This is a genomic window from Streptomyces sp. NPDC042364, assembly GCF_056437585.1.
Genome location: NZ_JBWKAJ010000001.1, coordinates 567,446 through 593,245, shown reverse-complemented (window position 1 = coordinate 593,245; position 25,800 = coordinate 567,446). Strand labels below are relative to the sequence as shown.

Sequence of the window (25,800 nt, the reverse complement as noted above, 5' to 3'; positions counted from 1 at the left end):
TTGTAAGCATCCGCCTACTGATCGGGATGGCGATGGACGTTGAGCGCGGTCCCCTGCACGTCCTGGTGATCGACGACGACCAGGACGTCAGTGCCCTGTTGACGCGGCATCTGGGCGCCCTCGGCTGCCGGGTGTCGACCGCGGCTTCGGGTGAGAAGGGGCTCGACCTGGCGTTCGCCGATCCCCCGGACATGGCGATCGTCGACATCCTGCTGCCCGGCATCGACGGGCGGGAGGTCATCCGCAGAATGCGAGCGGACGAGCGGACGAAGCGGTGCCGCCTCGTCGTCACCTCCGTGCTCGACCCGCAGGACCTGGTCGAGCTCCCGACGGACGGACTGCTGGCGAAGCCCTTCCGGCAGGCGGCGGTGGCACGCCTCGTCGCCTCCCACCGCAGTTCCGCATCGCAGGAGGAGTAATGGCCCGTGTGCTGGTAGCCGACGACGACGCCGACATCCGGGATCTCGTCGCGTTCAAGCTGACGCAGAGCGGCCACCAGGTGACGGCCGTGGAGGACGGCATGGCCGCGCTGCGCGTACTGCGCGAGCGTCCGCCGGATCTGGTGCTTCTCGACATCCGGATGCCGGGGATGTCGGGGCTGGACGTCTGCCGCGAACTGCGCGCCGCGGAGGCGACGGCGTCGCTCCCGGTCATCCTGATCACCGCCCGTTCCCAGGAGGGAGACGTCGAGCTCGGCTTCTCGGCGGGCGCCGACGACTACATCGTCAAGCCCTTCAGCCCGCGCGAGCTGTCCAGCCGGGTCAACGCGGTGCTCACCCGGGCCGAGCGGTGATCCCGCTCGACTTCGTCACCGGCGCGCTGCTGTACCTGCTGGCCGTGGGGCTGGCACTGAGTCTGCTGGTCGCGGGCATCCGCGGGGCCCGTACGTTCCGCAGGCGCCGACGTGAGCGGATCGCGGCACCGGTGCGCGGCCTGCTGCTGGAGCTGCTGTGCGCACCGGAGGAGGAGCACGGCGAGCTGCTGGAGCGCATGGCGCGGATCGACCGGCGCACCTGGGCGGCGCTGGAGCCGACCGTGGCGGCCATGCTGGGCAAGGTGTCCGGCAGGGCCCGCACGGCACTGGTCCTGCTCTACGAGATGCGCGGCTCGGCCGCGGCGGCCGTCGCCGACCTGGGCAGCCGCAGTGCGGTCCGGCGGGGGCGCGCCGCACAGGTGCTCGGGCAGCTGCGCCACCGTCCGGCCACCCCGTCGCTGTGCCGTCTGCTCGACGACCGGGACCGGGAGGTGCGGCTGGCCGCGGCACGGGCGCTGGGCCGGACGGATGATCCGGCGGCCGTCCCGCATCTGCTGGGCAGCCTGTACGGGCCGCGTGCCGTGTCACCCAAGATCATCACCGCGGCGCTGACCTCTCTCGGGGCCGACGCGTGGCAGCAGGTCGCGGCCGGGCTCCGGGATCCGGTGCCCCTTGTGCGGGCCGTGGCCGTGGAGGTGCTCGGGGTGACCGGTGCGATCGCCCGCACCCCCGACATCGTCCGGGCCCTGCGCGAGGACCCCGCCACCGAGGTCCGCATCCGGGCGGCGCGCGCGCTGGGCAGGCTGGGCATGCCCGACGGCCTGGAGCCGCTGCTGGCGGCCATCCGCCCCGGCCGGCCGGCCGCCCTGCGCATCGTGGCGGCCGGTGCCCTGGGCAGTCTGGGCGCGGAGGCCGCGACGGACCCCCTGGCCACGCTGCTCGGCGATCCCGACCCGCACGCGGCCGGCACCGCGGCGCGTGCCCTGCTGCGGCTCGGCCCGACGGGCGAGGCGGCGCTGCGCGGCGCCGTCCGCGACCGCCCCGGCACGCGGGCGGCCGCCCAGGCCAGGGCCGTGCTCGCGGAGGCCTCCGTCGGCGGCACGCGCCATGACGTCCTGGTGGAGGTGAGCCTGTGATCGTCGCGGCCGACGGCTTCTGGGAGGGACCGCTGGGTGCCCTGCACCACGTGATCACGGTGTGCGACACCGCCATCATCCTGTACTTCGTGGCCATCAACACCGGGCATCTGCTGCTCAACCTCGTCGCCCTCGGGGAGATCGCCAGGAGAATGCGCCGGTCGCCTTTCGCGGGCTACGAGGACGCAGCGGGCAGCCCCTTCACCCCGCCCGTCTCGGTGATCATGCCCGCGTACAACGAGGCGGCGGGCATCACGGAGGCCGTACGGGCCATGCTGCTGCTGCACTATCCGGCGTTCGAGGTCATCGTCGTCGACGACGGCTCCACCGACGGCACCCTTGAGGCCCTCGCCGAGGCCTTCGACCTCGCCGAGGTGGACCATGTCGTTCCTGACGACGTCCCCACCCGGGGCTCGGTCGTCTCACTGCATCTGCCCAGGGGCGGCCCGGTGCCGCTGGTGGTGGCCCGCAAGGAGAACGGCGGCAAGGCCGACGCGCTCAACGTCGGGATCAACCTGGCCCGCTACCCGCTGGTGTGCATGGTGGACGCGGACTCCATCCTCGACTCCCAGGCGCTGCTCGCGGTGGCCAAGCCGTTCAGCGACGATCCGCTGCGGGTGATCGCCACCGGGGGTGTGGTGGGTATCGCCAACGGCTGCACCGTGAAGGCGGGACGCGTCGTCGAGGCGCACGTCCCCGCCGACCCGCTCGGCCGGGCGCAGGTCGTCGAGTATCTGCGCGGCTTCTTCCTGGGCCGGACCGGATGGTCCAAGGTCGGCGGACTGCTGATCATCGCCGGTGCCTTCGGCCTGTTCCGGCGGGACGCGGTGGTGGCGGTGGGCGGGATGGACCCGGACTGCATCGGCGAGGACGCGGAGCTGGTCGTCCGCCTCCACCGGCACATGAGGGAACAGGGCCGTGGCAACGGCGACTACCGCATCGTCTTCGTCACGGAGCCGATCTCCTGGAGCGAGGCACCCTCCCGGCTGCGGGTCCTGGGGCGCCAGCGGCGGCGGTGGCAGCGCGGGCTGACGGAGATCCTGCTCAAGCACCGCCGCATGATCGGCAACCCGCGGTACGGCCGCATCGGGACGATGGCCATGCCGTTCTACGTGCTCTTCGAGCTGGCGGCCCCACTGGTGGAGCTGGCCGGGCTGGTGCTGGTGCCCCTCGGTGTCCTGCTCGGCGCGGTCGACGTGACCTTCCTGTGGCGCTTCCTGCTCGCCGCGTATGTCTACGCCATGGTCGTCAGCCTGGTGTCGGTCGCGGTGGAGGAGTACGCGTACCACCGGTTCTCGCGGTGGCGTGACGTGTGGGGCGCTTTCGTCGGTGTCGCCGTCGAGAACGTCGGCTATCGCCAGTTCACGGCCTGGTGGCGGCTGCGGGGCATGTGGGACGCGCTGAACCGCGCCCCGCAGGAGTGGGGCTCGATGGCACGCAGCGGCTTCGGCTCCGAACGGACCCCGGAAGGCGAGGAGCGGACATGAGGACGGCCCCGCACCGGCGCGGCGTCCGGGTGGGACGCCGGCTCACGGCGACCTTCGCACTGCTGATCGCACTCCTGCTGGTCGTCGGGGCGGGAGCGCTGGTCACCACGTCCATGGCGGACGGACTGCACAGCCGGGTCCTCACCGAACTGGAGCCGGAGGTGCGGGAGAACCTGCGCGTGCGCGAACAGGCGAGCCGCATGCACCGCGCCGTGCGCACCTACCTCCTCACGGGCGACGAGGCGGAGTTCGCGGCCTATGAACGCGCCCGTGAGCAGTCCTTCGCCGTCATCGCAGCGGCCCGCCGGGACACCACCAGTGCGGCCCGGAGGAACCTGTCGGTGCAGGAAGCGGAGCTGCGGGCCTATGTGGCCGTAGCGGACCGGCAGGCGAGGGCCGCTCCCGGCAGCGACGAGGCGAACCGGCTGACCGTTCAGGCGGCCCGGCGGTTCACCGCCTTCGAAGCCACCAACCGGCGTCTCGACCTGACCCTCGCACGGGAGATGAACCGTCTGGAGCAGCGGGCCGACCGCATCCTGGAGGCCAGCATCGTGGGCATCGGCGTCCTGCTCGCGGTGGGCGGGGCGGTGGCCGTCCTGGCGTCCGTGCGCACCACTCGCGCCCTGACCAGGCCGCTCAGGAGCACCGCTCAGACGCTCGGCCGGCTGGCGGCGGGCGACCATTCGGCGCGGGCGCGGGAAGCGGGGCCGGAGGAGATCAGGGCGGTGGCCCGGTCGGTCAACGTGCTCGCCGATGAGAGCGACCGGCTGCGCGGGGTCGAGCGGGAACGCGCGAGCCTCTCGCAGGCGGCGCGCGAGCTCGGCATCCGGATCAGGGACCGCCTCGACGTGAACTACGTCCTCGACACCGCGTGCGGCGGTATGGGCGAGGTCATCGGCGCGGACTACGTCTTCATCATGCTCGTCGAGGACGGCGGCGCCGCCTTCCCCCTGGCCCGGGTGTGGTCCGCCGAGCGTGGTCTGCTCCCCGACGCGGAGGCCCGGGCCATACCCCCGCTCCCGGCGGACGTGGTCCGCGACCACTACCGGCGGGGAACGGTCTGGCTGGCCGCCGACCTGCCCCGGTATCTGTCCGGCACCACGCCGATGACAGGTGCCCCGGGGTCCTTCGGGCAGGTCGGTATGCCTGCCGAGAACCGCAGAGCCGCGGCGACGCTGGGCCTGGAGTCGGCGGTGGTCACACCGATCGGGGTCGGCGAGGAACCGATCGGCGCCGTGTGTGTGGCCCGTACCGGCGGCGACCGCGCCTGGCGTCCGGTGGAGGTGGAGATCGCCGAGTCCATGGCCAGCGGTGTGGGCCGTGCGCTGCACACCTCCCTGCTGTACGAGAAGGAGACCAGTCTGGTCGAGAAGCTGCGTGCCCTGGACAAGGCCAAGAGCGACTTCCTGTCCACCGTCTCCCATGAGCTGCGTACCCCGCTGACCAGCATCGTGGGGTACATCGAGCTGCTGAAGGACGAGGAGACCGGGCCCCTCACCCCGCCGCAGCTGCGGATGCTGGACGTCGTGGACCGCAACGCCAACCGCCTGCGGGCACTCATCGAGGATCTCCTCACCCTCTCCCGCATCGAGTCGGGGACCTTCGGCTCCATGAAGAAGCCGGTGGACCTGCACGGCCTGGTGGCGTCGGCGGCCGACGCGATCCGCCCGGCCGCCGAGGCCGCCTCGGTGGCCCTGGAGACACGCTGCGCCTCCCGTCCCCTGGTGCTGGAGGCGGACGGCGACCAGTTGGACCGGGTCCTGATGAACCTGCTGTCCAACGCCGTGAAGTTCACCCCGGAGGGCGGGAAGGTCACCGTACGCGCCGAGGCCCGCGACGGAGAGGCGGTCCTCACGGTCAGCGACACCGGCATCGGCATTCCCGCGGCCGAGCAGGAGAGGCTGTTCCAGCGGTTCTTCCGCGCCTCGAACGCCACCGACGCGGCCATTCCGGGCACGGGGCTGGGGCTGACCATCGTCCACACCATCGTGGCGAACCACGGCGGCGAGATGGAGGTGCACTCCGAGGAGGGCCGGGGCACCACCTTCACCGCCCGGCTGCCGATCAGCGGCGGGAACGGGGCGGGCTCCTCCTGAGACCGCCCCGTCGTACGTGATCCCGTCAGACGGAGTCCTCGAAGGTCACCCCGCGCGACCGGTAGTCGTCGACGACGGCCGCCACCTCCGACGGGCTCAGCACCTGGTCCTGGGCGAAGTACACGTAGTCGACCTTCTCCTCGTACGCCCGTGTCTTCCTGCTGTTGATCCCCGTCAGGTTGATCAGCCAGTGGTTGAAGCGGATGCTCATCATCGACTCGGGCAGGTAGGGCTCCGTGTGCGTGGCGAAGAGCCGGCCGTCGATGTAATAGGTGACGGCCGTGCCGTCGACCGTGATGACGAGGTCGTGCCAGCCGGAGAAGCTCGCCCGCTCCTCGGTGGTGACATGCTCCTCCTGGGGCGGGTCCTCCGCGTACGTCTCCCAGGAGGAGGCGAGCAGCGCGCTGCCGGGGATGCCCCATCCGCCGTTGGGCAGGTACTCGAAGTCGAGTTCGCTGTAGGCCGGGTCCATCGGGTAGTTCAGCGGCGAGATGGTGAAGAACGTCTGCACCATGCGGTCGCCGTCCGGTCCGAAGACCGGTACGTCGCTGAAGCGCACCCGTGCCGCGTAGGTCCCGGTCTGGAACTTGCGCTGCTGGTAGATCTCGGTGTGCTCGGTGCCGGCCGCCGTGCCGTTGGTGCCGGAGCGCATCGTCATCACGGAGGCGCCGGACTCGGTGGCGAAGGTGATGTTCTGCGGCCGCCAGGTGGCGCCGGGCACACCCGGCCCGCCCTGGCCGGACCTGAGGGTCCACCCCCGCTGGGCGAGGAGCGGATCGAGGTGGGTGCTGTAGACCAGGTCGTCGAAGAACTGCGGTCCGACCACGGGCTGGGCCTCCGCTCGCGGGGCGGGCAGCACCACCAGGGCCGCGCACAGCAGGCCCCAGGCGACGAGTGCGGCCCCGGCTCTGAGCCGGGTGAGCGAGGAGCATTCGATCATGCGTCAACTGCCTTTCAGGGGAAGGGAGAAGGGGTCCACTTGTCGCCCGGGGCAGACCACGGCAAGTGAAGCACCGTCAGAAGATCGGCATGTGCGAGACAAGTCCGCTTCACCCGAACAGCCCAGAACCTCCGAGACGGCGGTTCTCGCCCTGCCGGGCGACGGCCACGGAGACACCTGGTCCCGGCGGCCCTGCCGCCATGAGCGGGCGCGCCCCCGAAGCGGGGCGGACCAGGAGTGCGCCCACCCGCCGGTCCCGGGCCGTGAGCGCCTCCCTAGACTCGGGGCCATGCGAAGTGAGCCCGTGGTCCGGATCCAGGCCCTGGTGAAGCGGTACGGCCCGAAGACCGCGGTGGACGGCCTCGACCTGGTGGCCCGGGAGGGCGTGACCGCCGTGCTCGGCCCGAACGGGGCCGGCAAGACGACCACGGTCGAGACCTGCGAGGGATACCGGAGGCCGGACTCCGGCACGGTCCGCGTCCTCGGCCTCGACCCGGTCGGTCAGTCGTCCGAGCTGCGGCCGCGGATCGGCGTCATGCTGCAGTCCGGCGGCGTCTATTCGGGGGCGCGCGCCGACGAGATGCTGCGGCACGTGGCCAGGCTGCACGCGCACCCGCTCGACGTGGACGCCCTCATCGAGCGACTCGGACTGGGCAGCTGCGGCCGCACCGCCTACCGGCGGTTGTCCGGCGGGCAGCAGCAGCGGCTCGCCCTCGCGATGGCCGTGGTCGGCCGCCCCGAGCTGGTCTTCCTCGACGAGCCGACCGCCGGCCTGGACCCGCAGGCCCGCCGGGCCACCTGGGACCTGGTACGGGATCTGCGCGCCGACGGGGTCTCGGTCATCCTGACCACGCACTACATGGACGAGGCCGAGCAGCTCGCCGACGATGTCGCGATCATCGACGCCGGCCGGGTCATCGCCCAGGGCACCCCCGAGGAGCTGTGCCGCGGCGGCGCCGAGAACACCCTCCGCTTCACCGGCCGCCCCGGTCTCGACGTCGGCTCGCTGCTGAAGGCGCTGCCCGCCGACTCCACCGCCGCCGAACTGTCCCCGGGGGTCTACCGGGTGACCGGCAAGGTCGACCCGCAGCTCCTCGCGACCGTCACCTCCTGGTGCGCCCAGCACGGAGTGATGCCGGACCGGATCTCGGTGGAGCGGCACACCCTCGAAGACGTCTTCCTGGAACTGACCGGCAAGGAGCTGCGTTCGTGACCACCACCGGTACCTACGCCCCGAGGCCCGGCGCCGCACCGCTCCCGCGCATGATCGCGGCGCAGGCGGTGCTGGAGACGAAGATGCTGCTGCGCAACGGCGAGCAGTTGCTCCTGACGGTCGTGATCCCCGCCCTGCTGCTGGTTCTGTTCGGGTCGGTGGACATCGTCGACACCGGCGAGGGCGAGGCCGTCGACTTCCTGGCACCCGGTGTCCTGGCTCTCGCCGTGATGTCGACGGCGTTCACCGGACAGGCCATCGCCACCGGGTTCGAGCGCCGCTACGGCGTCCTGAAGCGGCTCGCGGCCTCCCCGCTCCCCCGCTGGGGCCTGATGACCGCGAAGACGCTGTCCGTGCTGGTCACGGAGGCCCTCCAGGTCGTCCTGCTCACGGTGATCGCCTTCGCTATGGGCTGGTCCCCGCACGGCAACCCGTTCGCCGTCCTACTGCTCCTGGTCCTCGGCACCGCGGCCTTCTCGGGCCTCGGCCTGCTGATGGCGGGCACGCTGAAGGCGGAGGCGACGCTCGCCGCGGCGAACCTGGTCTTCCTGCTGCTGCTCGTGGGCGGCGGTGTGGTGGTGCCGCTCGACAAGTTCCCGGACGCGGCGCAGAGCGTGCTCGGGCTGCTGCCGATCGCGGCGCTCTCGGACGGGCTGCGCGACGTCCTCCAGCACGGCGCGGGGATGCCGTGGGCGGACCTCGGGATCCTCGCGGTGTGGGCGGTGCTCGGCCTCGGCGCGGCCGCCCGGTTCTTCCGCTGGGAGTAACGGCAGGTCACAGCGGTGGACCAGGAGGGCTCGACCCCTCGTGAACGCGTGCACAAGCGGCGGCCTACCATGGTGCGCGTGCCGAAAGTGACCCGCGACGACCTCGTCTCCGCTGCGCGCAACCCGCTCGCCTTCATCGCCGAACGCTGGACCCCCGATCCCCGGACGGTCCGGCGCGCGGCCCTGGCCGCCCTCGTCATGGCGGTGGTCATCGTGGTGACCGGCGGTGCCGTGCGACTCACCGGTTCGGGCCTCGGCTGCCCGACCTGGCCCAAGTGCACCGACGACTCGCTCACCGCGACGCGCGAGATGGGCGTCCACGGTGTCATCGAGTTCGGCAACCGCATGCTGACCTACGTGCTGTGCGCGGCGGTCGGCTGGGCGATCATCGCCGCGCGCTCCCGGAAGCCGTACCGGCGCGACCTGACCCGGCTGGGCTGGACGCAGTTCTGGGTGGTCATGGGCAATGCCGTCCTCGGCGGCATCGTCGTGCTGGTCGGCCTCAACCCGTACACCGTGGCCGCGCACTTCCTGCTGTCGACCGCGCTCATCGCCGTCGCGGCCGTGATGTGGCACCGCACCGGTGAGGGCGACGCAGCCCCGCGTCCGCCGGCCGGCAAGGCGGTGCAGCAGCTGGTGTGGATCCTGGTGGGCGTCACGGTGCTGCTGATCGCGGTCGGCACCGTCGTCACCGGCGCGGGTCCGCACGCGGGTGACTCCAGCGAGGTAGAGCGCATCCCGCTGGACTGGGAGACCGTCACCAAGCTGCACGCCGTGCTCGCCTGGATCGTGGTGACGCTGACCTTCGCCCTGTGGTTCGTCCTCAAGGCGGTCGACGCGCCCCGCGACCCGCTGCGCCGTACCCGGGAGCTGTTCCTGGTCCTCCTGGCGCAGGGCGTCATCGGCTACGTCCAGTACTTCACCGATCTCCCGGAGGTCCTGGTCGGCGCCCATATGCTCGGCTCCTGCCTGGTGTGGATCGCCACCCTGCGGGTCCTGCTGTCCCTGCGGGAGCGGCCGGCGGACGGGGCGGACGTCCCGCGCCCGGCGGAGGTGGAGCGGCCGGTCACCGCCCGCGGCTGAGCCGGTCGTACGTCTGCACGAGGCCGTCGATGGCGGGTCCGAGGAACGCCCTGGTCAGCTCGCCCCTGCGCGGCACCTCAAGGGTCGGCTCCCGGTATCGGCGCCGCCGGATGTCCTCGACCACCTGTACGGGCGCGCCCAGCCCCGGCAGCAGCTCCAGCGCCTCCCGCTTGGAGATCAGCCGGCCGTCCCGCAGGGTGGCGGCGGCCCGGGCGTGGGTGAGCAGACCGAGGTCGACCCAGACGTCCCGGTCCCACAGGTGGGCCTTGTCGACCGCCGGGCGCCAGAAGTCCCGCTGGTCGCGTACGACGAAGGCGCCCAGCTCGACGTCGGAGACCGGCGGCAGCAGGTCCTGGGGCGGTACGCCGTGGAGGACCACACCGAAGGTGTGCAGTTCACGGCGGGTGACCGGGGTGACCGTCCGCCGGAACAGCTGCCCATGTGCCCAGGTGAGGTGCCTGCGCGCGGTGTCGTCCGCCGTGCCGGGGGTCAGATAGGTGCAGTGGAGCAGGGCGGCGAGGGGATGGTGGCGCAGCCCGGCGTGCAGCCGGGCCACCCGCCAGACCGTCCCGGCCGTGATCGGACCGTCCAGGACGGCGATCAGGTCCAGATCGCTACGGCCCTCCTGGTAGTCGCCCCCGCCGAGGGAGCCGTGGGCCCAGACGGCGAGCGGCTCCGGGCCGCCCCGCAGCCCGTCGACGAGGCGGCGGACGAGGGCGGCGGTCGCGCCGGTGGGGCCGGCCGGTACGGCGGCACCGGCCGCCATGGCGGTGTCCGGTAAGGCGGAGGTGTCCGGCGAGGCGTCGGTGCCGGTGCCGGTGCCGGTGGGGGCCGGGGTGCCGCGTGTCATGCGGCTCAGTCTGTCCGGCTCACTCCAGCCCGTACACACGTCGCGCGTTGCCCGCCGCGATCAGTGCCGCCACCCGCTGGGCGTCCGTCGGCGACCAGGCGCCCTCCGCCACCCAGGTCCCCAGCACCCGGGCCAGCGCCTCACGGAAGAGGCAGGCCCCGACGACATGCAGCTCGGGCAGGCCGTGGGCGCCGCTGGAGAACAGGAGCTTGCCGAACGGGGCGAGTTCGAGGACCTCCGCGAGCACGGCGGCCGCACGCGTGCCGGTGCGGACCAGTTCGGCGCCCAGGTCGGCGTAGACGTGCGGGAAGACACCGGCGAGGTGGGCGGCGTGGCGGTGGTACGGGTAGCCGTGCAGCAGGACCAGGTCGGTGCCGAGGCCGGCCGTGGCGCGGGCGAAGTCGGTGAGCAGGGCGGGGTCCGTGCGGTCGATGCGCGGGCCCGCCGCCCCCAGGCCGGCGTGGAGCTGGAGGGGGCGGCCGGAGGCGATGGCGATCCACAGCAGATGGCGCAGGAGCACCTGGTCGGTGAGGGTGCCGCCGACGGGCCGCTGCGCGAGCCAGCGTCCGGCGGCCCCGCGCACCTCGCCGGGGCCGGGCGGCTCGGGTGCCAGCGCCAGACCGTGCCGTATGCCCGCCACCGACACGAAGGCCACGGCGTGCGCGGCGGCCACGTGCACCGACTCGGCGAGATTGGCGAGGAACGACTCCACGGTGCCCGAGGTGTCGGCGACCTGTTCGGCCAGGAGTTCGAGGCGCACGATCTCGTGGGCGTCCGCGTCGCCCGTGGAGGCCATCTCGCCCGGCCCCGTGAGGTCACCGGGCAGCCCCGTGTCGACGAGGTAGGTGGTGATGCCGCTGCCCCGCAGCAGTCGGCGGCCCGTCTCGAGGACGCCCAGTTCACGGCGGCGGGCGAGATAGCCGGCCGGTGTGCAGTGCGGTTCCAGGCCCAGCAGGGGCGGGCACCAGCGGCGCACGGCGAAGCCGGTCTGGGTGTCGAAGAAGGTGGTGCCGGGCGCCGGTGGTCCCTCGCCGCGGGCGAGGTGGGCCTCGAAGGTGCCGAGGCCCAGCTCCGTTCTCAGTACGCCGTGGCAGTACTGGTCCACGAGGGACGGCGTTTCGATCATCCGGACTCCCCGTCGCTGGACGTGTGTGCTCCCACAGGTCCTAACGGGTGAGGCGGGGTCAGGTGTTGCGGTTGGCCGGTCCCCCGACCTGGATTCCGGCCATCCGCGACCACTCGTACGGGCCGGTGCGCACCTTGGCCGCGAACTCGCCGTCGAAGTCCTCGTGCACCGTGACGCCGGCCTTGCGCACGGCTTCCCGGGCGATGGCGTGGGTGGGGGCGACGAGGTCGCCCCAGCCGCCGTCCTCGCCCACGAGGACGATGCGGGAGCCGCGCTCGCCGATGTAGGCGACCTGGGCCTCGGCGCCTCCGTGCGCCTTCGCGAAGGCGCCGATCTGCTTGGCGATCCTGTCCGCCTGGCGCTCCGCCTTGGCTGCGGCCTTGGTGTCCTTGGCCTCGTCGAGCTGCTTCGTGTCTGCCATGGCTGGATGCTACCGATGGGTAGGTCGGTCCTGCGACGGTGGGGGCAGTGGGGTTGGCCACTCGCCGTTGTGCGTCGAGGCGAGTGGGCGCGTGCTGCTTGTCCGCGGTTGCCCGCGTGGCGGAGCCGCGGATCGATACGGCCCCGCGCCCCTCACAACCCCTGCAGCCCGGGCCTCAGCGGAGGAAGGGGTCCACCGCCACGGCCACGAAGAGCAGGGAGACATAGGTGATCGACCAGTGGAACAGGCGCATTTCCTTGAGCTTGGCGCCGGTGACACCGCTCTTCGCCCTGTTCTGGAGGGCGTGGGCCTCCCAGAGCCACCAGCCGCCGGTCACCAGGGCGACCGTCGTGTAGAACCAGCCGGTGTAGCCGAGGGGGGTCAGGAGCAGGGAGACGGCGACCATCACCCAGCTGTAGAGGACGATCTGGCGGGCGACGACCTTGTTCGAGGCGATGACCGGGAGCATCGGAACGCCGACCCGGGCGTAGTCGTCCTTCACCTTCATGGACAGCGGCCAGTAGTGCGGCGGCGTCCAGAAGAAGATCACCAGGAAGAGGATCACCGCGGCCCAGGACATCGAGTTCGTCACGGCGGACCAGCCGATGAGGACCGGCATACAGCCGGCGATGCCGCCCCACACGATGTTCTGCGCCGTACGCCGTTTGAGGATCATCGTGTAGACGACGACGTAGAAGAGGAGCGCTCCGAGCGACAGCCAGGCGGACAGCCAGTTGACGAGGACGCCGAACCAGAGGGTGGAGACCACGGCGAGGGTGAGGCCGAAGACCAGGCCCTCACGCGGCGTGACCATGCCGGTCACGAGGGGGCGCTGCGAGGTGCGCTCCATGAGGGCGTCGATGTCGCGGTCGATGTACATGTTGAGCGCGTTGGCGCCGCCCGCCGAGAGGTAGCCGCCGATACAGGTGGCGAGCACCAGCCACAGGTCCGGCACACCCTGTTCCGCGAGGAACATCACCGGCACGGTGGTGATCAGCAGAAGCTCGATGATCCTCGGCTTGGTGAGGGCCACGAACGCTTTGACGCGGGCCCCGATCGGCCGCTGGCCCCGGCTGCTGCTCGCGCTGCTCGCGCCAAGCACTCCCGGTGGACGGGATTCGACGGCCGTCACGCACACCCCTGACAGAGACTCCCAGCGAGCACCACGGATGTGAACTCCCCGTAACGGCTCGCGCGTACCACGCCACTGTAGACGTTGCCCAGAGCCAGCCTTTCAACGGGGTCGGGTCGTGTTGGACGGCGCGTCCGGGAGACCCGAACACACTTCGGTTGAGCAGTCGGATGAGCGGCTGCGTATTCAGATGTCGACCGACCGAACCTGCTGGTCTCATCATGCGGAACGACAGGTCGGGAGGCGGATCCGGGACGGTCCCGGCAGTCTGGAATGACTCGAAAAAATGCGCGTTGTTACGGGGGTAGGCTCGACTGCGGCCGGCGCCCCGAGAACGCCGGCACCGGACATGTGAGAGGAGCCCTGACCCAGGGTGAGCACCAAGCCGACCACTACAGACCTCGCGTGGACCGAGTTGGACCAGCGGGCCGTCGACACCGCACGCGTCCTGGCCGCCGACGCCGTACAGAAGGTCGGCAACGGCCATCCGGGTACGGCGATGAGCCTCGCGCCCGCCGCGTACACCCTCTTCCAGAAGGTGATGCGCCACGACCCCGCCGACCCCGACTGGGTGGGCCGTGACCGGTTCGTCCTGTCCGCCGGCCACTCCTCCCTGACGCTGTACATCCAGCTGTACCTGGGCGGCTTCGGTCTGGAGCTGGAGGACCTGGAGTCCTTCCGCACCTGGGGCTCGAAGACGCCGGGCCACCCCGAGTACGGGCACACCAAGGGTGTGGAGACGACGACCGGGCCGCTCGGCCAGGGTGTCGCCAACGCCGTCGGCATGGCCATGGCCGCCCGCTACGAGCGCGGTCTGTTCGACCCTGAGGCCGCCGTCGGCGAGTCGCCGTTCGACCACCACATCTTCGTGATCGCCGGTGACGGGTGCCTTCAGGAGGGCATCTCCGCCGAGGCGTCGTCGCTGGCCGGCCACCAGAAGCTCGGCAACCTGATCATGCTGTGGGACGACAACCACATCTCGATCGAGGGCGACACCGAGACGGCCGTCTCCGAGGACACGGTCAAGCGGTACGAGGCGTACGGCTGGCATGTGCAGCGGGTGGAGCCCAAGGAGAACGGCGACCTCGACCCGGCCGCGCTGTTCGAGGCGATCGAGGCCGCCAAGGCCGTCACCGACAAGCCGTCGTTCATCGCGATGCGCTCCATCATCGCCTGGCCCGCCCCGAACGCGCAGAACACCGAGGCCGCGCACGGCTCGGCGCTCGGCGCGGACGAGGTCGCGGCCACCAAGCGGGTGCTCGGCTTCGACCCGGAGAAGGACTTCGAGGTCTCCGACGAGGTCATCGCGCACACGCGTGCCCTGGGCGAGCGTGGCCAGGCGGCCCGTGCCGTGTGGGAGAAGTCCTTCCAGCAGTGGCGGGACAACAACCCCGACCGCGCCGCCGAGTACGAGCGCGTCGCGGCCGGCGAGCTGCCCGAGGGCTGGGAGTCCCACCTGCCGGTGTTCGAGGCGGGCAAGGGGGTGGCCACCCGTGCCGCGTCCGGCAAGGTCCTCCAGGCACTCGGCGCGGTGGTCCCCGAGCTGTGGGGCGGCTCCGCCGACCTCGCCGGTTCGAACAACACCACGATCGACAAGACGTCGTCGTTCCTGCCCGGGGACAACCCGCTGCCCGAGGCGAACCCGTACGGCCGGACGATCCACTTCGGCATCCGTGAGCACGCCATGGCCGCGGAGATGAACGGCATCGCGCTGCACGGCAACACGCGCATCTTCGGCGGCACCTTCCTGGTGTTCTCCGACTACATGCGCAACGCGGTGCGGCTGTCGGCCCTCATGCACCTGCCGGTGACGTACGTGTGGACGCACGACTCCATCGGTCTCGGTGAGGACGGCCCGACGCACCAGCCGGTCGAGCACCTCGCCTCGCTGCGCGCCATCCCCGGTCTGAACATCGTGCGGCCGGCCGACGCCAACGAGACGGCGATCGCCTGGCGCGAGATCCTCAAGCGCTGGACCAAGGAATGGGGCAAGGGCGCCCCGCACGGCCTCGCGCTGACCCGCCAGGGCGTGCCGACGTACGAGCCCAACGAGGGTGTGGCCAAGGGCGGTTACGTCCTGTTCGAGGCCGAGGGTGGTGACGCCCAGGTGATCCTGATCGCCACCGGCTCCGAGGTGCACATCGCCGTCGAGGCCCGTGAGCGGCTGCAGGCGCAGGGCGTGCCCACCCGTGTGGTGTCGATGCCCTCCGTCGAGTGGTTCGAGGAGCAGGACCAGGGGTACCGGGACAGCGTCCTGCCGCCGTCCGTCAAGGCGCGTGTCGCGGTCGAGGCCGGTATCGGTCTGACCTGGCACAAGTACGTCGGGGACGCCGGCCGCATCGTCTCGCTGGAGCACTTCGGCGCTTCGGCCGACGGCAAGGTGCTCTTCAAGGAGTTCGGCTTCACCGCGGAGAACGTGGCCGCCGCCGCGCAGGAATCGATCGCGGCCGCCCAGCGCTGACGCTCACATACGACACGTAGGAGATGTAATTCCATGACAGACGCACTCAAGCGCCTCTCCGAGGAAGGCGTGGCGATCTGGCTGGACGACCTGTCGCGCAAGCGCATCACGTCCGGCAACCTCGCCGAGCTGATCGATCAGCAGCACGTCGTGGGCGTCACCACCAACCCTTCGATCTTCCAGAAGGCGATCTCCCAGGGTGACGGCTACGACCAGCAGCTGTCGGACCTCGCGGCCCGCAAGGTGACCGTCGAGGAGGCCATCCGCATGATCACGACGGCGGACGTCCGTGACGCCGCCGACATCCTGCGCCCGGTCTTCGACGCGACGGGCGGCCAGGACGGCCGGGTCTCCATCGAGGTCGACCCGCGGCTGGCGCACAACACCAAGGCGACGGTCGCCGAGGCCAAGCAGCTCGCCTGGCTGGTGGACCGCCCCAACACCCTGATCAAGATCCCGGCGACGATGGGCGGCCTGCCGGCCATCACCGAGGTCATCGGCCTCGGCATCAGCGTCAACGTCACGCTGATCTTCTCGCTGGAGCGCTACCGCCAGGTGATGGACGCCTACCTGGCCGGTCTGGAGAAGGCCAGGGAGCGCGGCCTCGACCTGTCGAAGATCCACTCGGTGGCGTCGTTCTTCGTGTCCCGGGTGGACACCGAGATCGACAAGCGCCTGGACGCGCTGGGCACGCCCGAGGCCAAGGCCGCGCGCGGCAAGGCCGGTGTCGCCAACGCGCGCCTCGCCTACGAGGCGTACGAGGAGGTCTTCGGGAGCGAGCGCTGGGCGGCCCTGGAGAGCGCGGGCGCGAACAAGCAGCGTCCGCTGTGGGCCTCGACCGGTGTCAAGGACCCGGCGTACAAGCCCACCCTGTACGTCGACGAGCTGGTGGCGCCGAACACGGTGAACACCATGCCGGAGGCCACGTTGGAGGCCACCGCCGAGAGCGGCGAGATCCGCGGCGACGCGGTCGCCGGGACGTACGAGCAGTCCCGTGCCGAGCTGGACGCGGTCGAGAAGCTCGGGATCTCGTACGACGAGGTCGTCCAGCTGCTGGAGGACGAGGGCGTCGAGAAGTTCGAGGCGTCCTGGAACGACCTGCTCAAGTCGACCGAGGCGGAGCTGAAGCGCCTCGCACCCTCGGAGGGCTGAAAACCTTGTCGAGCAGCAATCCGCTGCGTGACGCCGCGGACCGACGGCTCCCGCGTATCGCGGGGCCGTCGGGCCTCGTCATCTTCGGTGTCACAGGCGACTTGTCACGCAAGAAGCTGATGCCTGCCGTGTACGACCTCGCCAACCGCGGACTGCTGCCGCCGGGCTTCTCGCTCGTCGGTTTCGCGCGCCGCGAGTGGGCGCACGAGGACTTCGCCCAGGAGGTCCACGACGCGGTCAAGGAGCACGCCCGCACCCCCTTCCGCGAGGAGGTCTGGCAGCAGCTCATCCAGGGCATGCGGTTCGTCCAGGGCACCTTCGACGACGACGAGTCGTTCGAGCGGCTGCGTGACACCATCCTGGAGCTGGACAAGGCGCAGGGCACCGGCGGCAACTTCGCCTTCTATCTCTCCGTACCGCCGTCCGCGTTCCCGGTCGTGATCCAGCAGCTCAAGAAGCACGGGCTGGCCGACCAGTCGAGCGGTTCCTGGCGGCGCGCGGTCATCGAGAAGCCGTTCGGCCACGACCTGAGGTCGGCCGAGGAGCTGAACGCGATCGTCCACGAGGTCTTCGCCCCGGACCAGGTCTTCCGCATCGACCACTACCTGGGCAAGGAGACCGTCCAGAACATCCTGGCGCTCCGCTTCGCCAACACGATGTTCGAGCCGATCTGGAACCGGTCCTTCGTGGACCATGTGCAGATCACCATGGCCGAGGACATCGGCATCGGCGGCCGCGCCGGCTACTACGACGGCATCGGCGCCGCCCGTGACGTCATCCAGAACCACCTGCTCCAGCTGATGGCGCTGACCGCGATGGAGGAGCCCGCCTCCTTCGACGCGGACGCGCTCGCCGCCGAGAAGACCAAGGTCCTCGGCGCGGTGCGGCTGCCGAGGGACCTGGGCCGGGACACCGTGTTCGCGCAGTACGCGGCAGGCTGGCAGGGCGGCGAGAAGGTCATCGGCTATCTCGAAGAGGACGGTATCGACCGCAAGTCGAAGACCGACACCTACGCCGCGATCAAGGTGGGGATCGACAACCGCCGCTGGGCGGGCGTGCCGTTCTACCTGAGGACGGGCAAGCGTCTGGGCCGCCGGGTGACCGAGATCGCCGTGGTCTTCCAGCGGGCGCCCCACTCCCCCTTCGACTCCACCGCCACCGAGGAACTGGGCCAGAACGCGATCGTCATCCGCGTCCAGCCCGACGAGGGCGTCACCGTCCGCTTCGGCTCCAAGGTGCCCGGCACCTCGATGGAGATCCGGGATGTGTCGATGGACTTCGCGTACGGCGAGTCCTTCACGGAGTCCAGCCCGGAGGCGTACGAGCGGCTGATCCTCGACGTCCTGCTCGGTGACTCGAACCTCTTCCCGCGCACCGAGGAGGTCGAGCTGTCCTGGAAGATCCTCGACCCGATCGAGGAGTACTGGGACAAGCACGGCAGGCCCGCGCAGTACCAGGCCGGTACCTGGGGCCCCGTCGAGGCGGACGAGATGCTCGAACGAGACGGACGGAGCTGGCGCCGGCCATGAAGACAGACCTCACGGACACCACGGCCAGCAAGATCAACAAGGCGCTCGTCAAGGGCCGCCGCGCGATCGGCACCCCGGCCGTCGGCATGGTGCTGACGCTGGTCATCGTCACGGACGAGGAGAACGCGTACGACGCGCTGAAGGCCGCGAACGACGCGTCCCGCGAGCACCCCTCGCGCACGCTCGTGGTCATCAAGCGGGTCTCGCGCGGCCCCCGGGACCGGACGAAGTCCCGCCTCGACGCCGAGGTGCGGGTGGGCGCGGACGCGGGCACCGGCGAGACGGTCGTCCTCCGGCTGTACGGCGAGGTCGCGGACCACGCCCAGTCGGTGGTGCTGCCGCTGCTGCTGCCGGACGCGCCGGTCGTGGTGTGGTGGCCGGTCAACGCGCCGCTCGACCCGGCCCGCGATCCGCTGGGAGCGCTCGCCCAGCGGCGGGTCACCGACAGCTACTCCGCCGAGAAGCCGATCGACGAGCTGCGGGCCCGCGCCGACAACTACGAGCCCGGTGACACGGATCTGGCGTGGACCCGGATCACCCCGTGGCGCTCCATGCTGGCCGCCGCGCTCGACCAGGTGGACTGCGAGGTCATCTCCGCGGAGGTGCAGGGCGAGCAGTACAACCCGAGTGTGGAGCTGCTGGCGATGTGGCTCGCGGACCGGCTGCACGTGCATGTGCGGCGCGGCGTGTCGGCGGGCCCCGGCCTCAACGAGGTGCGGATGCTGACCAGCACCGGTCCCATCCGGCTGTACCGGCCCTCCGGGGGCCTCGCCCTCCTGACGCTGGAGGACCAGCCGGACCGGGCGGTGGCGCTCAAGCGCCGCGAGACGTCCGAGCTGCTGGCGGAGGAGCTGCGCCGGCTGGACCCGGACGACACCTACGCCTCGGCGCTGCGGTTCGGGCTGGACCGGCTGGGCGGCTCCGCGGGTGGAGGACTGCCGGGCGGGGCGACGTCCGGGACCGGGGCGGCACCGGCTTCGGCCGGGAGCGTGACGTCGACCGGAACGGCTGCTCCGGCGCCGGCCCCGGAGGGGGCTTCGGCTTCGGCGCCGGCCCCGCAGGGTGCTTCGGCGGCGGAGGCTTCGGGCTCGGGGGCGGGCTCGGGCTCGGCATCCGCTTCGGCTTCGGCTTCGGTGGCGCTGTCCGCCTCGCCGGCCGCCGGTGACGGCGAGGACGAGCGGCCGACGCCCGCGCAGATGCCGCCCGTGAAGAAGGCGGCCGCGCAGTGAGCACTCCGCAGCTGGTCGTGCACCACGACAAGGAGTTGATGGCGCAGGCGGCGGCCGCCCGGCTGATCACCAAGGTCGTGGACGCGCAGACCTCGCGCGGCTACGCCTCGGTGGTCCTCACCGGCGGCCGCAACGGCAACGGCCTGCTCGCCGCGCTCGCGGCGGCGCCCGCACGGGACGCCGTCGACTGGGGCCGGCTGGACCTGTGGTGGGGTGACGAGCGGTTCCTGCCCGAGGGCGATCCCGAGCGGAACGTCACCCAGGCCAGGGAGGCGCTGCTGGACTCGGTGCCCCTCGACCCGAAGCGGGTGCACGCGATGCCCGCGTCGGACGGGCCGTGGGGGGCCGACGTGGACTCGGCGGCCGCCGCGTACGCGGAGGAGCTGGCGCGGGCGGCGGGGCCGGAGAACCACGGCTCGGTGCCTACGTTCGACGTCCTGATGCTGGGTGTCGGCCCGGACACCCACGTGGCGTCCCTGTTCCCGGAGCTGCCGGCCGTGCGGGAGACCGAGCGGACGGTGGTCGGGGTCCGGGGAGCGCCGAAGCCCCCGCCCACCCGGGTCACGCTGACGCTGCCGGCGATCCGGGCGGCGCGGGAGGTGTGGTTGCTGGCGGCCGGCGAGGACAAGGCGCGGGCCGCGGCGATCGGCCTGTCCGGCGCGGGAGAGATCCAGGCGCCGGTCGCGGGCGCGTACGGGAGGTCACGCACGCTGTGGCTCCTGGACTCGGCGGCGGCGTCCCAGCTCCCCCGCTCGCTGTACCCGCCGTCGTCCCCCTGAGGTACACGCGGCTGTGTCGGGGCTTGCCGCTCGGTTCCCCGCGTTCTTGAATCGCACCCGGCACGGGGCGCAGCCCCTGCCGGGTGAGGGGCGCGGGGAACCACGAACCAGCCGCGGCCGCCGACGTGCGGTCGGCGGCCGACGTGCGGTCGGCACCGCGCCGTCAGGCGCCCGGGCCGGGCCCTCTCAGGAGGAGAAGTCCCCCTCCCGGGTCTCCGGCAGAGCCACCAGGCACGCCAGGCTGACCAGGCACAGTCCGCCCGTGTAGAAGCCGAGTACCAGCGGCGACGACCACTGGCTGTTCAGCCATGTCGCGACGAGCGGCGCGAACCCGCCCCCGAGGGTGTTGGCGAGGATGAACGCCGCGGACGCCCCGGTGTACCGCAGCCGTGCGGGGAACAGCTCGGCGAGGAACGCCGCCACCGGCGAGAACATCAACGCGAGCAGCATCAGCCCCACCGTGTACGCACCGGTGATGAGCAGCGCGTTCCGCGAGCCGAGCGAGGCGTACATGGGGACCGCCCACAGGACGCACCCGGCCGCGCCCGTCAGCATGACCGGCCGGCGTCCGACCCGGTCGGCGAGCCGGGCGACGGGCAGGGTGATCGCGATCCCGGCCGCCGCCCCGACACTCGCCGCGGTCAGCATCGTGTTCTGCGGGATGCCGAGCGCCTTGGGGCCGTAGGACAGGCTGTAGACGATCGTGAGGTAGTAGACGGCCGAGCCGCCGATCGCCGCCCCGGTGCCGAGCAGCAGCCGGCCGGGGTGCCGCGCGAGGAGCGTGCCGAGCGGGAACCGGGACACCGGGTTCGGTGTCCGCTGTGCGGCCCGGTCCTCCTCCGCCCCGGCCCAGGCCGGTGTACGCGTACCGCCGCGGGCGTCCGCCTTGAACACCGGTGACTCGGCGACCGTCGTCCGCACCCAGAGCCCCACCACCACGAGCACGGCGCTGAGCAGGAACGGAACCCGCCAGGCCCAGTCGGCGAAGCCGTCCCGGCCGACGATGTCCAGGGTGGGGACGATGACGGCGCTGGAGAGCAGGAAGCCGAGGGAGGGGCCGACGTTGGGCACGGCCGCGTACAGCGCGCGGCGGCCGGGCGGGGCGTGCTCGGCGGCGAGCAGGACGGCTCCGCCCCACTCACCGCCCATGCTGACGCCCTGCAGCAGACGGAGCGTCACGAGGAGGACGGGGGCGAGGAGTCCCGCCGTTTCGTAGGTCGGCAGCAGGCCCACACCGATCGTCGCGACGCCCATCAGCAGCAGGGACGCGACCAGGGCGTGGCGTCGGCCGAGCCGGTCGCCGATCGTGCCGAAGAGGACGACACCGAGGGGGCGGGAGAGGAACGCGGCGGCGAAGGTGAGGAACGCGGCCAGGGAGGAGACCGTGGCGTTGCCCGAGGGGAAGAAGGCGGGGCCGAGGACGAGCGCGGAGGCGGTGCCGTAGACGGCGAAGTCGTAGTACTCGATCGTCGTGCCGATGAGGCTCGCGACGGCGACCTTCGGCGCCGTGGACCGCTCCGCCGGCGCGGAGGGTAAGGCGACCTGTCCGGGACCCGCGGCCTCGGTGGCGGTCCTTGCGGGGGATTCGGGCATGGGGGGCTCACTTCCGGTATGCCCGGACACGAATGGTCCGGGCCCAGATGGGGACGGCCACGCATGTAACACGAACCGGAGTGCGGCTGTCACCCTAGGCCGGGAAATTCGCTTTCCACAAGGAAGTCGGGCCCCGACGGAATCCACGTCGGAAAAATAAGCACGCTTCCGTTCAACACAACGGCAATAAAGTGTGTGATGCCGCGATGGGTGCGGACAGATCCCCGGAAACCACCCAGAGCGCGCGACACCCACCACCTCACCACTTGCCGCATAACAACACACGAACACCACTCGGCGAGGGCGTCAACTGAGAGGTTACTGTCAATCCGCTGTCAATAATCATACCGACTACCGCATATAAATTTGCCGACGATCACGCCTTGCCAACGGCCGATCACGCACGGAATGCTGACGCGGGCGGAACTTTAAAGTTCTACGACCATCACTTTTCGGACATGGAGAAGGGCTCTTTACCCATGCTGAAAACTGGCAAGCCATTACGTCTGAGAAGACTTTCCCTCGTCGGCGACGACCGACACTTGCTCATACCGCTCGACCACAGTGTTTCGGATGGCCCGGTCGCTCCCCCGGGTCAATGGGAAGAGCTCCTGCGCGCACTCGTGACCGGCGGGGCAGATGGAATCATCGTCCATAAAGGGCGGGCTCGAAATCTTTCGCCGGACATCCTCAAGAGCTGTGCGCTGGTGGTACATCTGAGCGCCAGTACGGCGTGTTCCGCCGATGTCGACGCGAAGGTGCTGGTGGGCGATGTCGAGGAGGCGGTGGCCCTCGGCGCCGACGCAGTCAGCGTCCATGTGAACATCGGCTCCGACACCGAGGGACGGCAACTGGCGGACCTGGGAGCGGTGGCGCGCTCGTGCGACACCTGGGGCATGCCGCTGATCGCCATGGTCTATCCCCGCGGCCCCCGGATCGACGATCCGCACGACCCGGCCCTCCTCGCGCACATCGTCAACGTGGCCGCCGATCTGGGCGCCGACATGGTGAAGACGTCCGTCGCCCTGCCGCTCGACCGGATGGCCGAGGTGGTGGCCCACAGCCCCATCCCCGTCCTCGCGGCCGGCGGTCCACCGGACGGCTCCGACCTGATCGCGTACGGCACCGCCGTGATGGCCGCCGGCTGCCGCGGGCTCGCCGTCGGCCGGCGCGTCTTCTCCTCCCCGTCCCCCGCCTCCCTGGTCTCCCGGCTGGCGGCCGTCGTGCACGCGGAAACGGAAGGACCTTCGAATGACATGAGCATGACTGATTCGCCTGATTCGCATCCCTCCCCCTACTCGACGATCGTGGCAGGTGTCGCATGAGGTTCGCGTGGATCGATCTCCGCGAGGTCCCCCGTCCGCAGCTCCAGGCGGTGGTGGACGCGGCCGTCCACGCCCGCATGGCCGGAGTGGTCTCCGCGGACGCCGGGTTGCTCGCGACGCTGCCGCCGACCGTGACCCGGGTCCTGGCCGCCGGGGAAGCCGTCCCGGCCCCCGACCGGAAGCCGGGTGCCAAGGCCCCCGACACGGGCACCGGCAAGGCCGCCGACAAGGGCGGCAAGGACGCGAAGGACACCTCGGGGCGCACGTCGTCCGCCGCCGCGCCCGCCGGAGAGGCCGGCACCGGGATCGACGTGCTGCTGCGGAAGTTCACCGCCCAGGAGGAGCTGGACGCCCTCGCCGGGGCGAACCGTGCCGCCGCCGGCGCGTCCGGCACTCCCGTCGCCGGATTCGTGGACGTACGCGACGACCGCACCCTGCGGCTGTCCTGCGCGGGCGCGATGGCCCTGCCGTACACCGTGATCCACTTCGCCGACCCGACGAAGATCCCGCTGGAGATCGTGCTCGCGGCGGCCGAGTCCGCCGAGGGCAAGCTGGTGACCGTCGTCGGCGACCTGGAGGAGGCGGCCATCGTCTTCGACGTCCTCGAACGCGGCTCCGACGGCATCCTCTACGCGCCGCGCTCCGCCGACGAGGTCTTCGCGCTCGCCCGGCTGCTGGAGGCGACCACTCCGCAGCTCGAGCTGTCGACGCTGACCGTGGAGAGCATCCGGCACGTCGGCCTCGGCGACCGGGTCTGTGTGGACACCTGCTCGCACTTCGAGGAGGACGAGGGCATCCTCGTCGGCTCCTACTCCTCCGGGTTCGTGCTGTGCTGCAGCGAGACCCATCCGCTGCCGTACATGCCGACCAGGCCGTTCCGGGTCAACGCCGGTGCCCTGCACTCCTACACGCTGGGCCCCGACAACCGCACCAGCTACCTCAGCGAGGTCGGCTCCGGCAGCACCCTGCTGGCGGTCGGTGCCGACGGCCGCACCCGGCGGGTCGTGGTGGGCCGCGCCAAGCTGGAGTCCCGGCCCCTGCTGGAGATCCGCACCCACGCCGAGGACGGGCGGCTGGTCAGCCTGACCGTGCAGGACGACTGGCACGTCCGGGTGCTCGGCCCCGGCGGCAAGGTCCTCAACGTCACCGAACTCCGGGCCGGCGACGAACTGCTCGGCTATCTCGCCCAGGACAAGCGCCATGTGGGCCTGCCCATCGGCGAGTTCTGCAAGGAGGTCTGAGCCCCCATGGGTGAGCTCGTCGACGACGAGGGGATGGGCGCCCTGGTCCAGCGGCTGTTCGACGCGCGGGACGACACCCTCCCCTATCTGACGCACCGGGGGGAGACCGTCCACCGGGGCGAGTTACGGGAGCGGGTGGCCCGGCAGGCCGCCGTGTTCGCCGGATACGGCATCGGCCCGGGCAGCACCGTGGGCCTGCGGACCCCGCCCAGCTTCACCCAGGTCGAGGTGCTGCTCGCGCTGTGGCGGCTGGGCGCGCAGGTGCTGCTCTTCGACTTCCGGCTGAAGCCCGCCGAGGTGACCGCGCTCGGCGACGTCTGCCGCCCCCAGTTCATGGTCGGCGCCGGGTCGAACGTCAGGGCGGCCTTCGGGTTCCGGCCCGAGTACGAGGTCACCACCGAGATCCGCAGGGGCGGCCGGCCCGCCACCACCGGGCACCGGCTGGTCCAGTTCAGCTCGGGCTCCACCGGGCGGCCCAAGGTGATCGGCCGGACCGCACGGTCGCTGGCCGCCGAGGTCGCGGCGTTCGGCGAGGTTCCGGGTATGCCCGGCGAGGGCGACCGGCTGCTGCTGCTCAGCTCGACCGCGCACAGCTTCGGGCTGATCGGCGGGCTGCTGCACTCCCTGGCCGCCGGCGTCTCCGTGGTGTTCACGCCTCGCGTCTCGGCCCGTGACATCCTGCGGACCGCGGCGGAGCACCTGGTCACCACCGTGTTCGGGGTGCCGATGCACTACGAACTGCTCGCCGCCGCCCTCGACGCCCCAGCGCTGCCCGATCTGCGGACCGCCGTGTCGGGCGGGGAGCTGATGCCGCCCGAGGTCGCGGCCCGGTTCGCCGAGCGGTACGGCGTGGAGGTCGGCGAGGCCTACGGCACCACCGAGACCGGAATCGTCGCCATCGACGTCGGTGGGCGGCTGCGGCCCTCGGTCGGCCGGCCCGCGCCGGGCGTCGTGGTCCGCGCGCACCAGGGGGAACTGGACGTGGCGCTCGACGAGTCCCCGTACCTGTACGACTCGGGCGGCACCCAGTACGCGGACGGCTGGCTGCACACCCGGGACCGGGCCACCGTGGACGCCACCGGGGCGGTCACCGTACGCGGCCGTGCCGACTCCCTGGTCGTGATCGGCGGCCTCAAGGTCGACCTCACCGAGGTCGAGCACGTACTGCGCGAGCACCCGGCGGTCGAGCAGGCGGTCCTGGTGCACGAGGACGTGACCGAGGCGTATGTGGCGCTGGCCGACGGGGCGCAGAGCCCGTCGGCGGAGGAGCTGCTGCGCTGGTGCCGGGAGCGGCTGGCCGACTACAAGCTGCCCCGCGTGATCCGGCTGCTCGACGACCTGCCCCGCACCTCCAACGGAAAGCTCGTCCGCCAGGCGGCCACGCTGCGCTCCGCGGGATGAGCCGGGCACCGCGGTGGTCCGTCGTCACGGGAATCGGTCACTGAAATCAGCACGGAATCAGCACGGGAATCAGTCACGGGAGATT

22 protein-coding genes are annotated in these 25,800 nt (G+C 71.5%); 16 read left to right on the top strand and 6 right to left on the bottom strand.

Annotated elements, in window-relative coordinates:
• Positions 1–26 precede the first annotated feature (26 nt).
• From AC067N_RS02515 to AC067N_RS02495, 5 genes are read left to right on the top strand one after another with little or no spacing between them, the layout of a single operon-like run.
• A complete protein-coding gene (locus AC067N_RS02515; RefSeq protein WP_478677012.1) occupies positions 27–419 on the top strand; it encodes a response regulator in 393 nt (130 codons plus the stop codon).
• Positions 419–793 (top strand): response regulator transcription factor, encoded by a 375-nt coding sequence (locus AC067N_RS02510; RefSeq protein WP_478677011.1) that lies wholly within the window; start codon positions 419–421, stop codon positions 791–793. Before AC067N_RS02515 ends, AC067N_RS02510 begins: the two co-directional genes overlap by 1 nt.
• Positions 790–1,890: a HEAT repeat domain-containing protein gene (locus tag AC067N_RS02505; RefSeq protein WP_478677010.1), complete on the top strand. Its 1,101-nt coding sequence runs from the start codon at positions 790–792 to the stop codon at positions 1,888–1,890. The genes AC067N_RS02510 and AC067N_RS02505 overlap by 4 nt, the downstream gene beginning before the upstream one ends.
• A complete protein-coding gene (locus tag AC067N_RS02500; RefSeq protein ID WP_478677009.1) occupies positions 1,887–3,377 on the top strand; it encodes a glycosyltransferase family 2 protein in 1,491 nt (496 codons plus the stop codon). The genes AC067N_RS02505 and AC067N_RS02500 overlap by 4 nt, the downstream gene beginning before the upstream one ends.
• Positions 3,374–5,473 (top strand): ATP-binding protein, encoded by a 2,100-nt coding sequence (locus tag AC067N_RS02495; protein WP_478677008.1) that lies wholly within the window; start codon positions 3,374–3,376, stop codon positions 5,471–5,473. Before AC067N_RS02500 ends, AC067N_RS02495 begins: the two co-directional genes overlap by 4 nt.
• 25 nt (positions 5,474–5,498) lie before the next feature.
• Here the strand turns inward: AC067N_RS02495 and AC067N_RS02490 are convergent, their stop codons facing one another.
• Positions 5,499–6,413, bottom strand: coding sequence for a glycoside hydrolase family 16 protein (locus AC067N_RS02490; RefSeq protein WP_478677007.1), 915 nt, complete (start codon positions 6,411–6,413; stop codon positions 5,499–5,501).
• Positions 6,414–6,702: 289 nt separating this feature from the next.
• Between AC067N_RS02490 and AC067N_RS02485 the strand changes: the two genes are divergently transcribed.
• The 3 genes from AC067N_RS02485 to AC067N_RS02475 all read left to right on the top strand — a co-directional run bounded on the left by AC067N_RS02485 (position 6,703) and on the right by AC067N_RS02475 (position 9,476).
• A complete protein-coding gene (locus tag AC067N_RS02485; RefSeq protein WP_478677006.1) occupies positions 6,703–7,626 on the top strand; it encodes an ABC transporter ATP-binding protein in 924 nt (307 codons plus the stop codon).
• Positions 7,627–7,676: 50 nt separating this feature from the next.
• Positions 7,677–8,393, top strand: a complete 717-nt coding sequence (locus AC067N_RS02480) for an ABC transporter permease (RefSeq protein WP_478677186.1) — start codon at positions 7,677–7,679, stop codon at positions 8,391–8,393.
• Positions 8,394–8,462: 69 nt separating this feature from the next.
• Positions 8,463–9,476 carry a COX15/CtaA family protein gene (locus AC067N_RS02475; protein ID WP_478677005.1) on the top strand — a complete coding sequence of 338 codons (1,014 nt, stop codon included), beginning with the start codon at positions 8,463–8,465 and terminating at the stop codon, positions 9,474–9,476.
• Here the strand turns inward: AC067N_RS02475 and AC067N_RS02470 are convergent.
• From AC067N_RS02470 to AC067N_RS02455, 4 genes are all read right to left on the bottom strand, one after another.
• Complete coding sequence (locus AC067N_RS02470) at positions 9,460–10,242, bottom strand: nucleotidyltransferase (RefSeq protein ID WP_478677185.1); 783 nt, start codon at positions 10,240–10,242, stop codon at positions 9,460–9,462. The two genes, AC067N_RS02475 and AC067N_RS02470, sit on opposite strands and share 17 nt — an antisense overlap.
• 103 nt (positions 10,243–10,345) lie before the next feature.
• Entirely contained in the window at positions 10,346–11,452 is a 1,107-nt protein-coding gene (locus AC067N_RS02465) for an amidohydrolase family protein (protein ID WP_478677004.1), read from the bottom strand.
• A gap of 58 nt (positions 11,453–11,510) precedes the next feature.
• Positions 11,511–11,873: a hypothetical protein gene (locus AC067N_RS02460; RefSeq protein WP_478677003.1), complete on the bottom strand. Its 363-nt coding sequence runs from the start codon at positions 11,871–11,873 to the stop codon at positions 11,511–11,513.
• Positions 11,874–12,048: 175 nt separating this feature from the next.
• Positions 12,049–13,005, bottom strand: a complete 957-nt coding sequence (locus AC067N_RS02455) for a heme o synthase (RefSeq protein WP_478677002.1) — start codon at positions 13,003–13,005, stop codon at positions 12,049–12,051.
• Between the two features lie 373 nt (positions 13,006–13,378).
• Between AC067N_RS02455 and tkt the strand changes: the two genes are divergently transcribed.
• Genes tkt through pgl form a run of 5 tightly spaced genes read left to right on the top strand, consistent with a single transcriptional unit; the run spans position 13,379 to position 20,155 of the window.
• A complete protein-coding gene (gene tkt, locus AC067N_RS02450; protein ID WP_478677001.1) occupies positions 13,379–15,466 on the top strand; it encodes a transketolase in 2,088 nt (695 codons plus the stop codon).
• 33 nt (positions 15,467–15,499) lie between these two features.
• A complete protein-coding gene (tal, locus tag AC067N_RS02445; RefSeq protein ID WP_478677000.1) occupies positions 15,500–16,618 on the top strand; it encodes a transaldolase in 1,119 nt (372 codons plus the stop codon).
• Positions 16,615–18,147 (top strand): glucose-6-phosphate dehydrogenase, encoded by a 1,533-nt coding sequence (zwf, locus tag AC067N_RS02440; RefSeq protein ID WP_478677184.1) that lies wholly within the window; start codon positions 16,615–16,617, stop codon positions 18,145–18,147. Before tal ends, zwf begins: the two co-directional genes overlap by 4 nt.
• Positions 18,144–19,376, top strand: a complete 1,233-nt coding sequence (opcA, locus tag AC067N_RS02435; RefSeq protein WP_478676999.1) for a glucose-6-phosphate dehydrogenase assembly protein OpcA — start codon at positions 18,144–18,146, stop codon at positions 19,374–19,376. Before zwf ends, opcA begins: the two co-directional genes overlap by 4 nt.
• On the top strand, positions 19,373–20,155 hold the full coding sequence (gene pgl / locus AC067N_RS02430) for a 6-phosphogluconolactonase (protein WP_478676998.1): 783 nt from the start codon (positions 19,373–19,375) through the stop codon (positions 20,153–20,155). The genes opcA and pgl overlap by 4 nt, the downstream gene beginning before the upstream one ends.
• Positions 20,156–20,341: 186 nt before the next feature.
• Here pgl and AC067N_RS02425 read toward each other — a convergent pair whose 3' ends face one another.
• Complete coding sequence (locus AC067N_RS02425) at positions 20,342–21,748, bottom strand: MFS transporter (protein WP_478676997.1); 1,407 nt, start codon at positions 21,746–21,748, stop codon at positions 20,342–20,344.
• A gap of 479 nt (positions 21,749–22,227) precedes the next feature.
• Here AC067N_RS02425 and AC067N_RS02420 point away from each other — a divergent pair, with 479 nt between their 5' ends.
• Genes AC067N_RS02420 through AC067N_RS02410 form a run of 3 tightly spaced genes read left to right on the top strand, consistent with a single transcriptional unit; the run spans position 22,228 to position 25,715 of the window.
• A complete protein-coding gene (locus AC067N_RS02420) occupies positions 22,228–23,073 on the top strand; it encodes a class I fructose-bisphosphate aldolase family protein (RefSeq protein WP_478677183.1) in 846 nt (281 codons plus the stop codon).
• Positions 23,070–24,314: a 3-dehydroquinate synthase II family protein gene (locus AC067N_RS02415; protein WP_478676996.1), complete on the top strand. Its 1,245-nt coding sequence runs from the start codon at positions 23,070–23,072 to the stop codon at positions 24,312–24,314. Before AC067N_RS02420 ends, AC067N_RS02415 begins: the two co-directional genes overlap by 4 nt.
• Before the next feature lie 6 nt (positions 24,315–24,320).
• Entirely contained in the window at positions 24,321–25,715 is a 1,395-nt protein-coding gene (locus AC067N_RS02410; protein WP_478676995.1) for a class I adenylate-forming enzyme family protein, read from the top strand.
• Positions 25,716–25,800 lie beyond the last annotated feature (85 nt).

What these genes read in the sequence shown, in the direction of transcription:
- AC067N_RS02470 (WP_478677185.1), bottom strand. Translation starts at nt 10,242, where the DNA reads ATGGCGGCCGGTGCCGCCGTACCGGCCGGCCCCACCGGCGCGACCGCC.
- AC067N_RS02420 (WP_478677183.1), top strand. Translation starts at nt 22,228, where the DNA reads ATGCTGAAAACTGGCAAGCCATTACGTCTGAGAAGACTTTCCCTCGTC.
- tal (WP_478677000.1), top strand. Translation starts at nt 15,500, where the DNA reads ATGACAGACGCACTCAAGCGCCTCTCCGAGGAAGGCGTGGCGATCTGG.
- AC067N_RS02415 (WP_478676996.1), top strand. Translation starts at nt 23,070, where the DNA reads ATGAGGTTCGCGTGGATCGATCTCCGCGAGGTCCCCCGTCCGCAGCTC.
- AC067N_RS02410 (WP_478676995.1), top strand. Translation starts at nt 24,321, where the DNA reads ATGGGTGAGCTCGTCGACGACGAGGGGATGGGCGCCCTGGTCCAGCGG.
- AC067N_RS02480 (WP_478677186.1), top strand. Translation starts at nt 7,677, where the DNA reads ATGATCGCGGCGCAGGCGGTGCTGGAGACGAAGATGCTGCTGCGCAAC.
- AC067N_RS02490 (WP_478677007.1), bottom strand. Translation starts at nt 6,413, where the DNA reads ATGATCGAATGCTCCTCGCTCACCCGGCTCAGAGCCGGGGCCGCACTC.
- opcA (WP_478676999.1), top strand. Translation starts at nt 18,144, where the DNA reads ATGAAGACAGACCTCACGGACACCACGGCCAGCAAGATCAACAAGGCG.
- AC067N_RS02465 (WP_478677004.1), bottom strand. Translation starts at nt 11,452, where the DNA reads ATGATCGAAACGCCGTCCCTCGTGGACCAGTACTGCCACGGCGTACTG.
- AC067N_RS02460 (WP_478677003.1), bottom strand. Translation starts at nt 11,873, where the DNA reads ATGGCAGACACGAAGCAGCTCGACGAGGCCAAGGACACCAAGGCCGCA.
- AC067N_RS02510 (WP_478677011.1), top strand. Translation starts at nt 419, where the DNA reads ATGGCCCGTGTGCTGGTAGCCGACGACGACGCCGACATCCGGGATCTC.
- AC067N_RS02425 (WP_478676997.1), bottom strand. Translation starts at nt 21,748, where the DNA reads ATGCCCGAATCCCCCGCAAGGACCGCCACCGAGGCCGCGGGTCCCGGA.
- AC067N_RS02475 (WP_478677005.1), top strand. Translation starts at nt 8,463, where the DNA reads ATGGTGCGCGTGCCGAAAGTGACCCGCGACGACCTCGTCTCCGCTGCG.
- AC067N_RS02485 (WP_478677006.1), top strand. Translation starts at nt 6,703, where the DNA reads ATGCGAAGTGAGCCCGTGGTCCGGATCCAGGCCCTGGTGAAGCGGTAC.
- AC067N_RS02495 (WP_478677008.1), top strand. Translation starts at nt 3,374, where the DNA reads ATGAGGACGGCCCCGCACCGGCGCGGCGTCCGGGTGGGACGCCGGCTC.
- AC067N_RS02515 (WP_478677012.1), top strand. Translation starts at nt 27, where the DNA reads ATGGCGATGGACGTTGAGCGCGGTCCCCTGCACGTCCTGGTGATCGAC.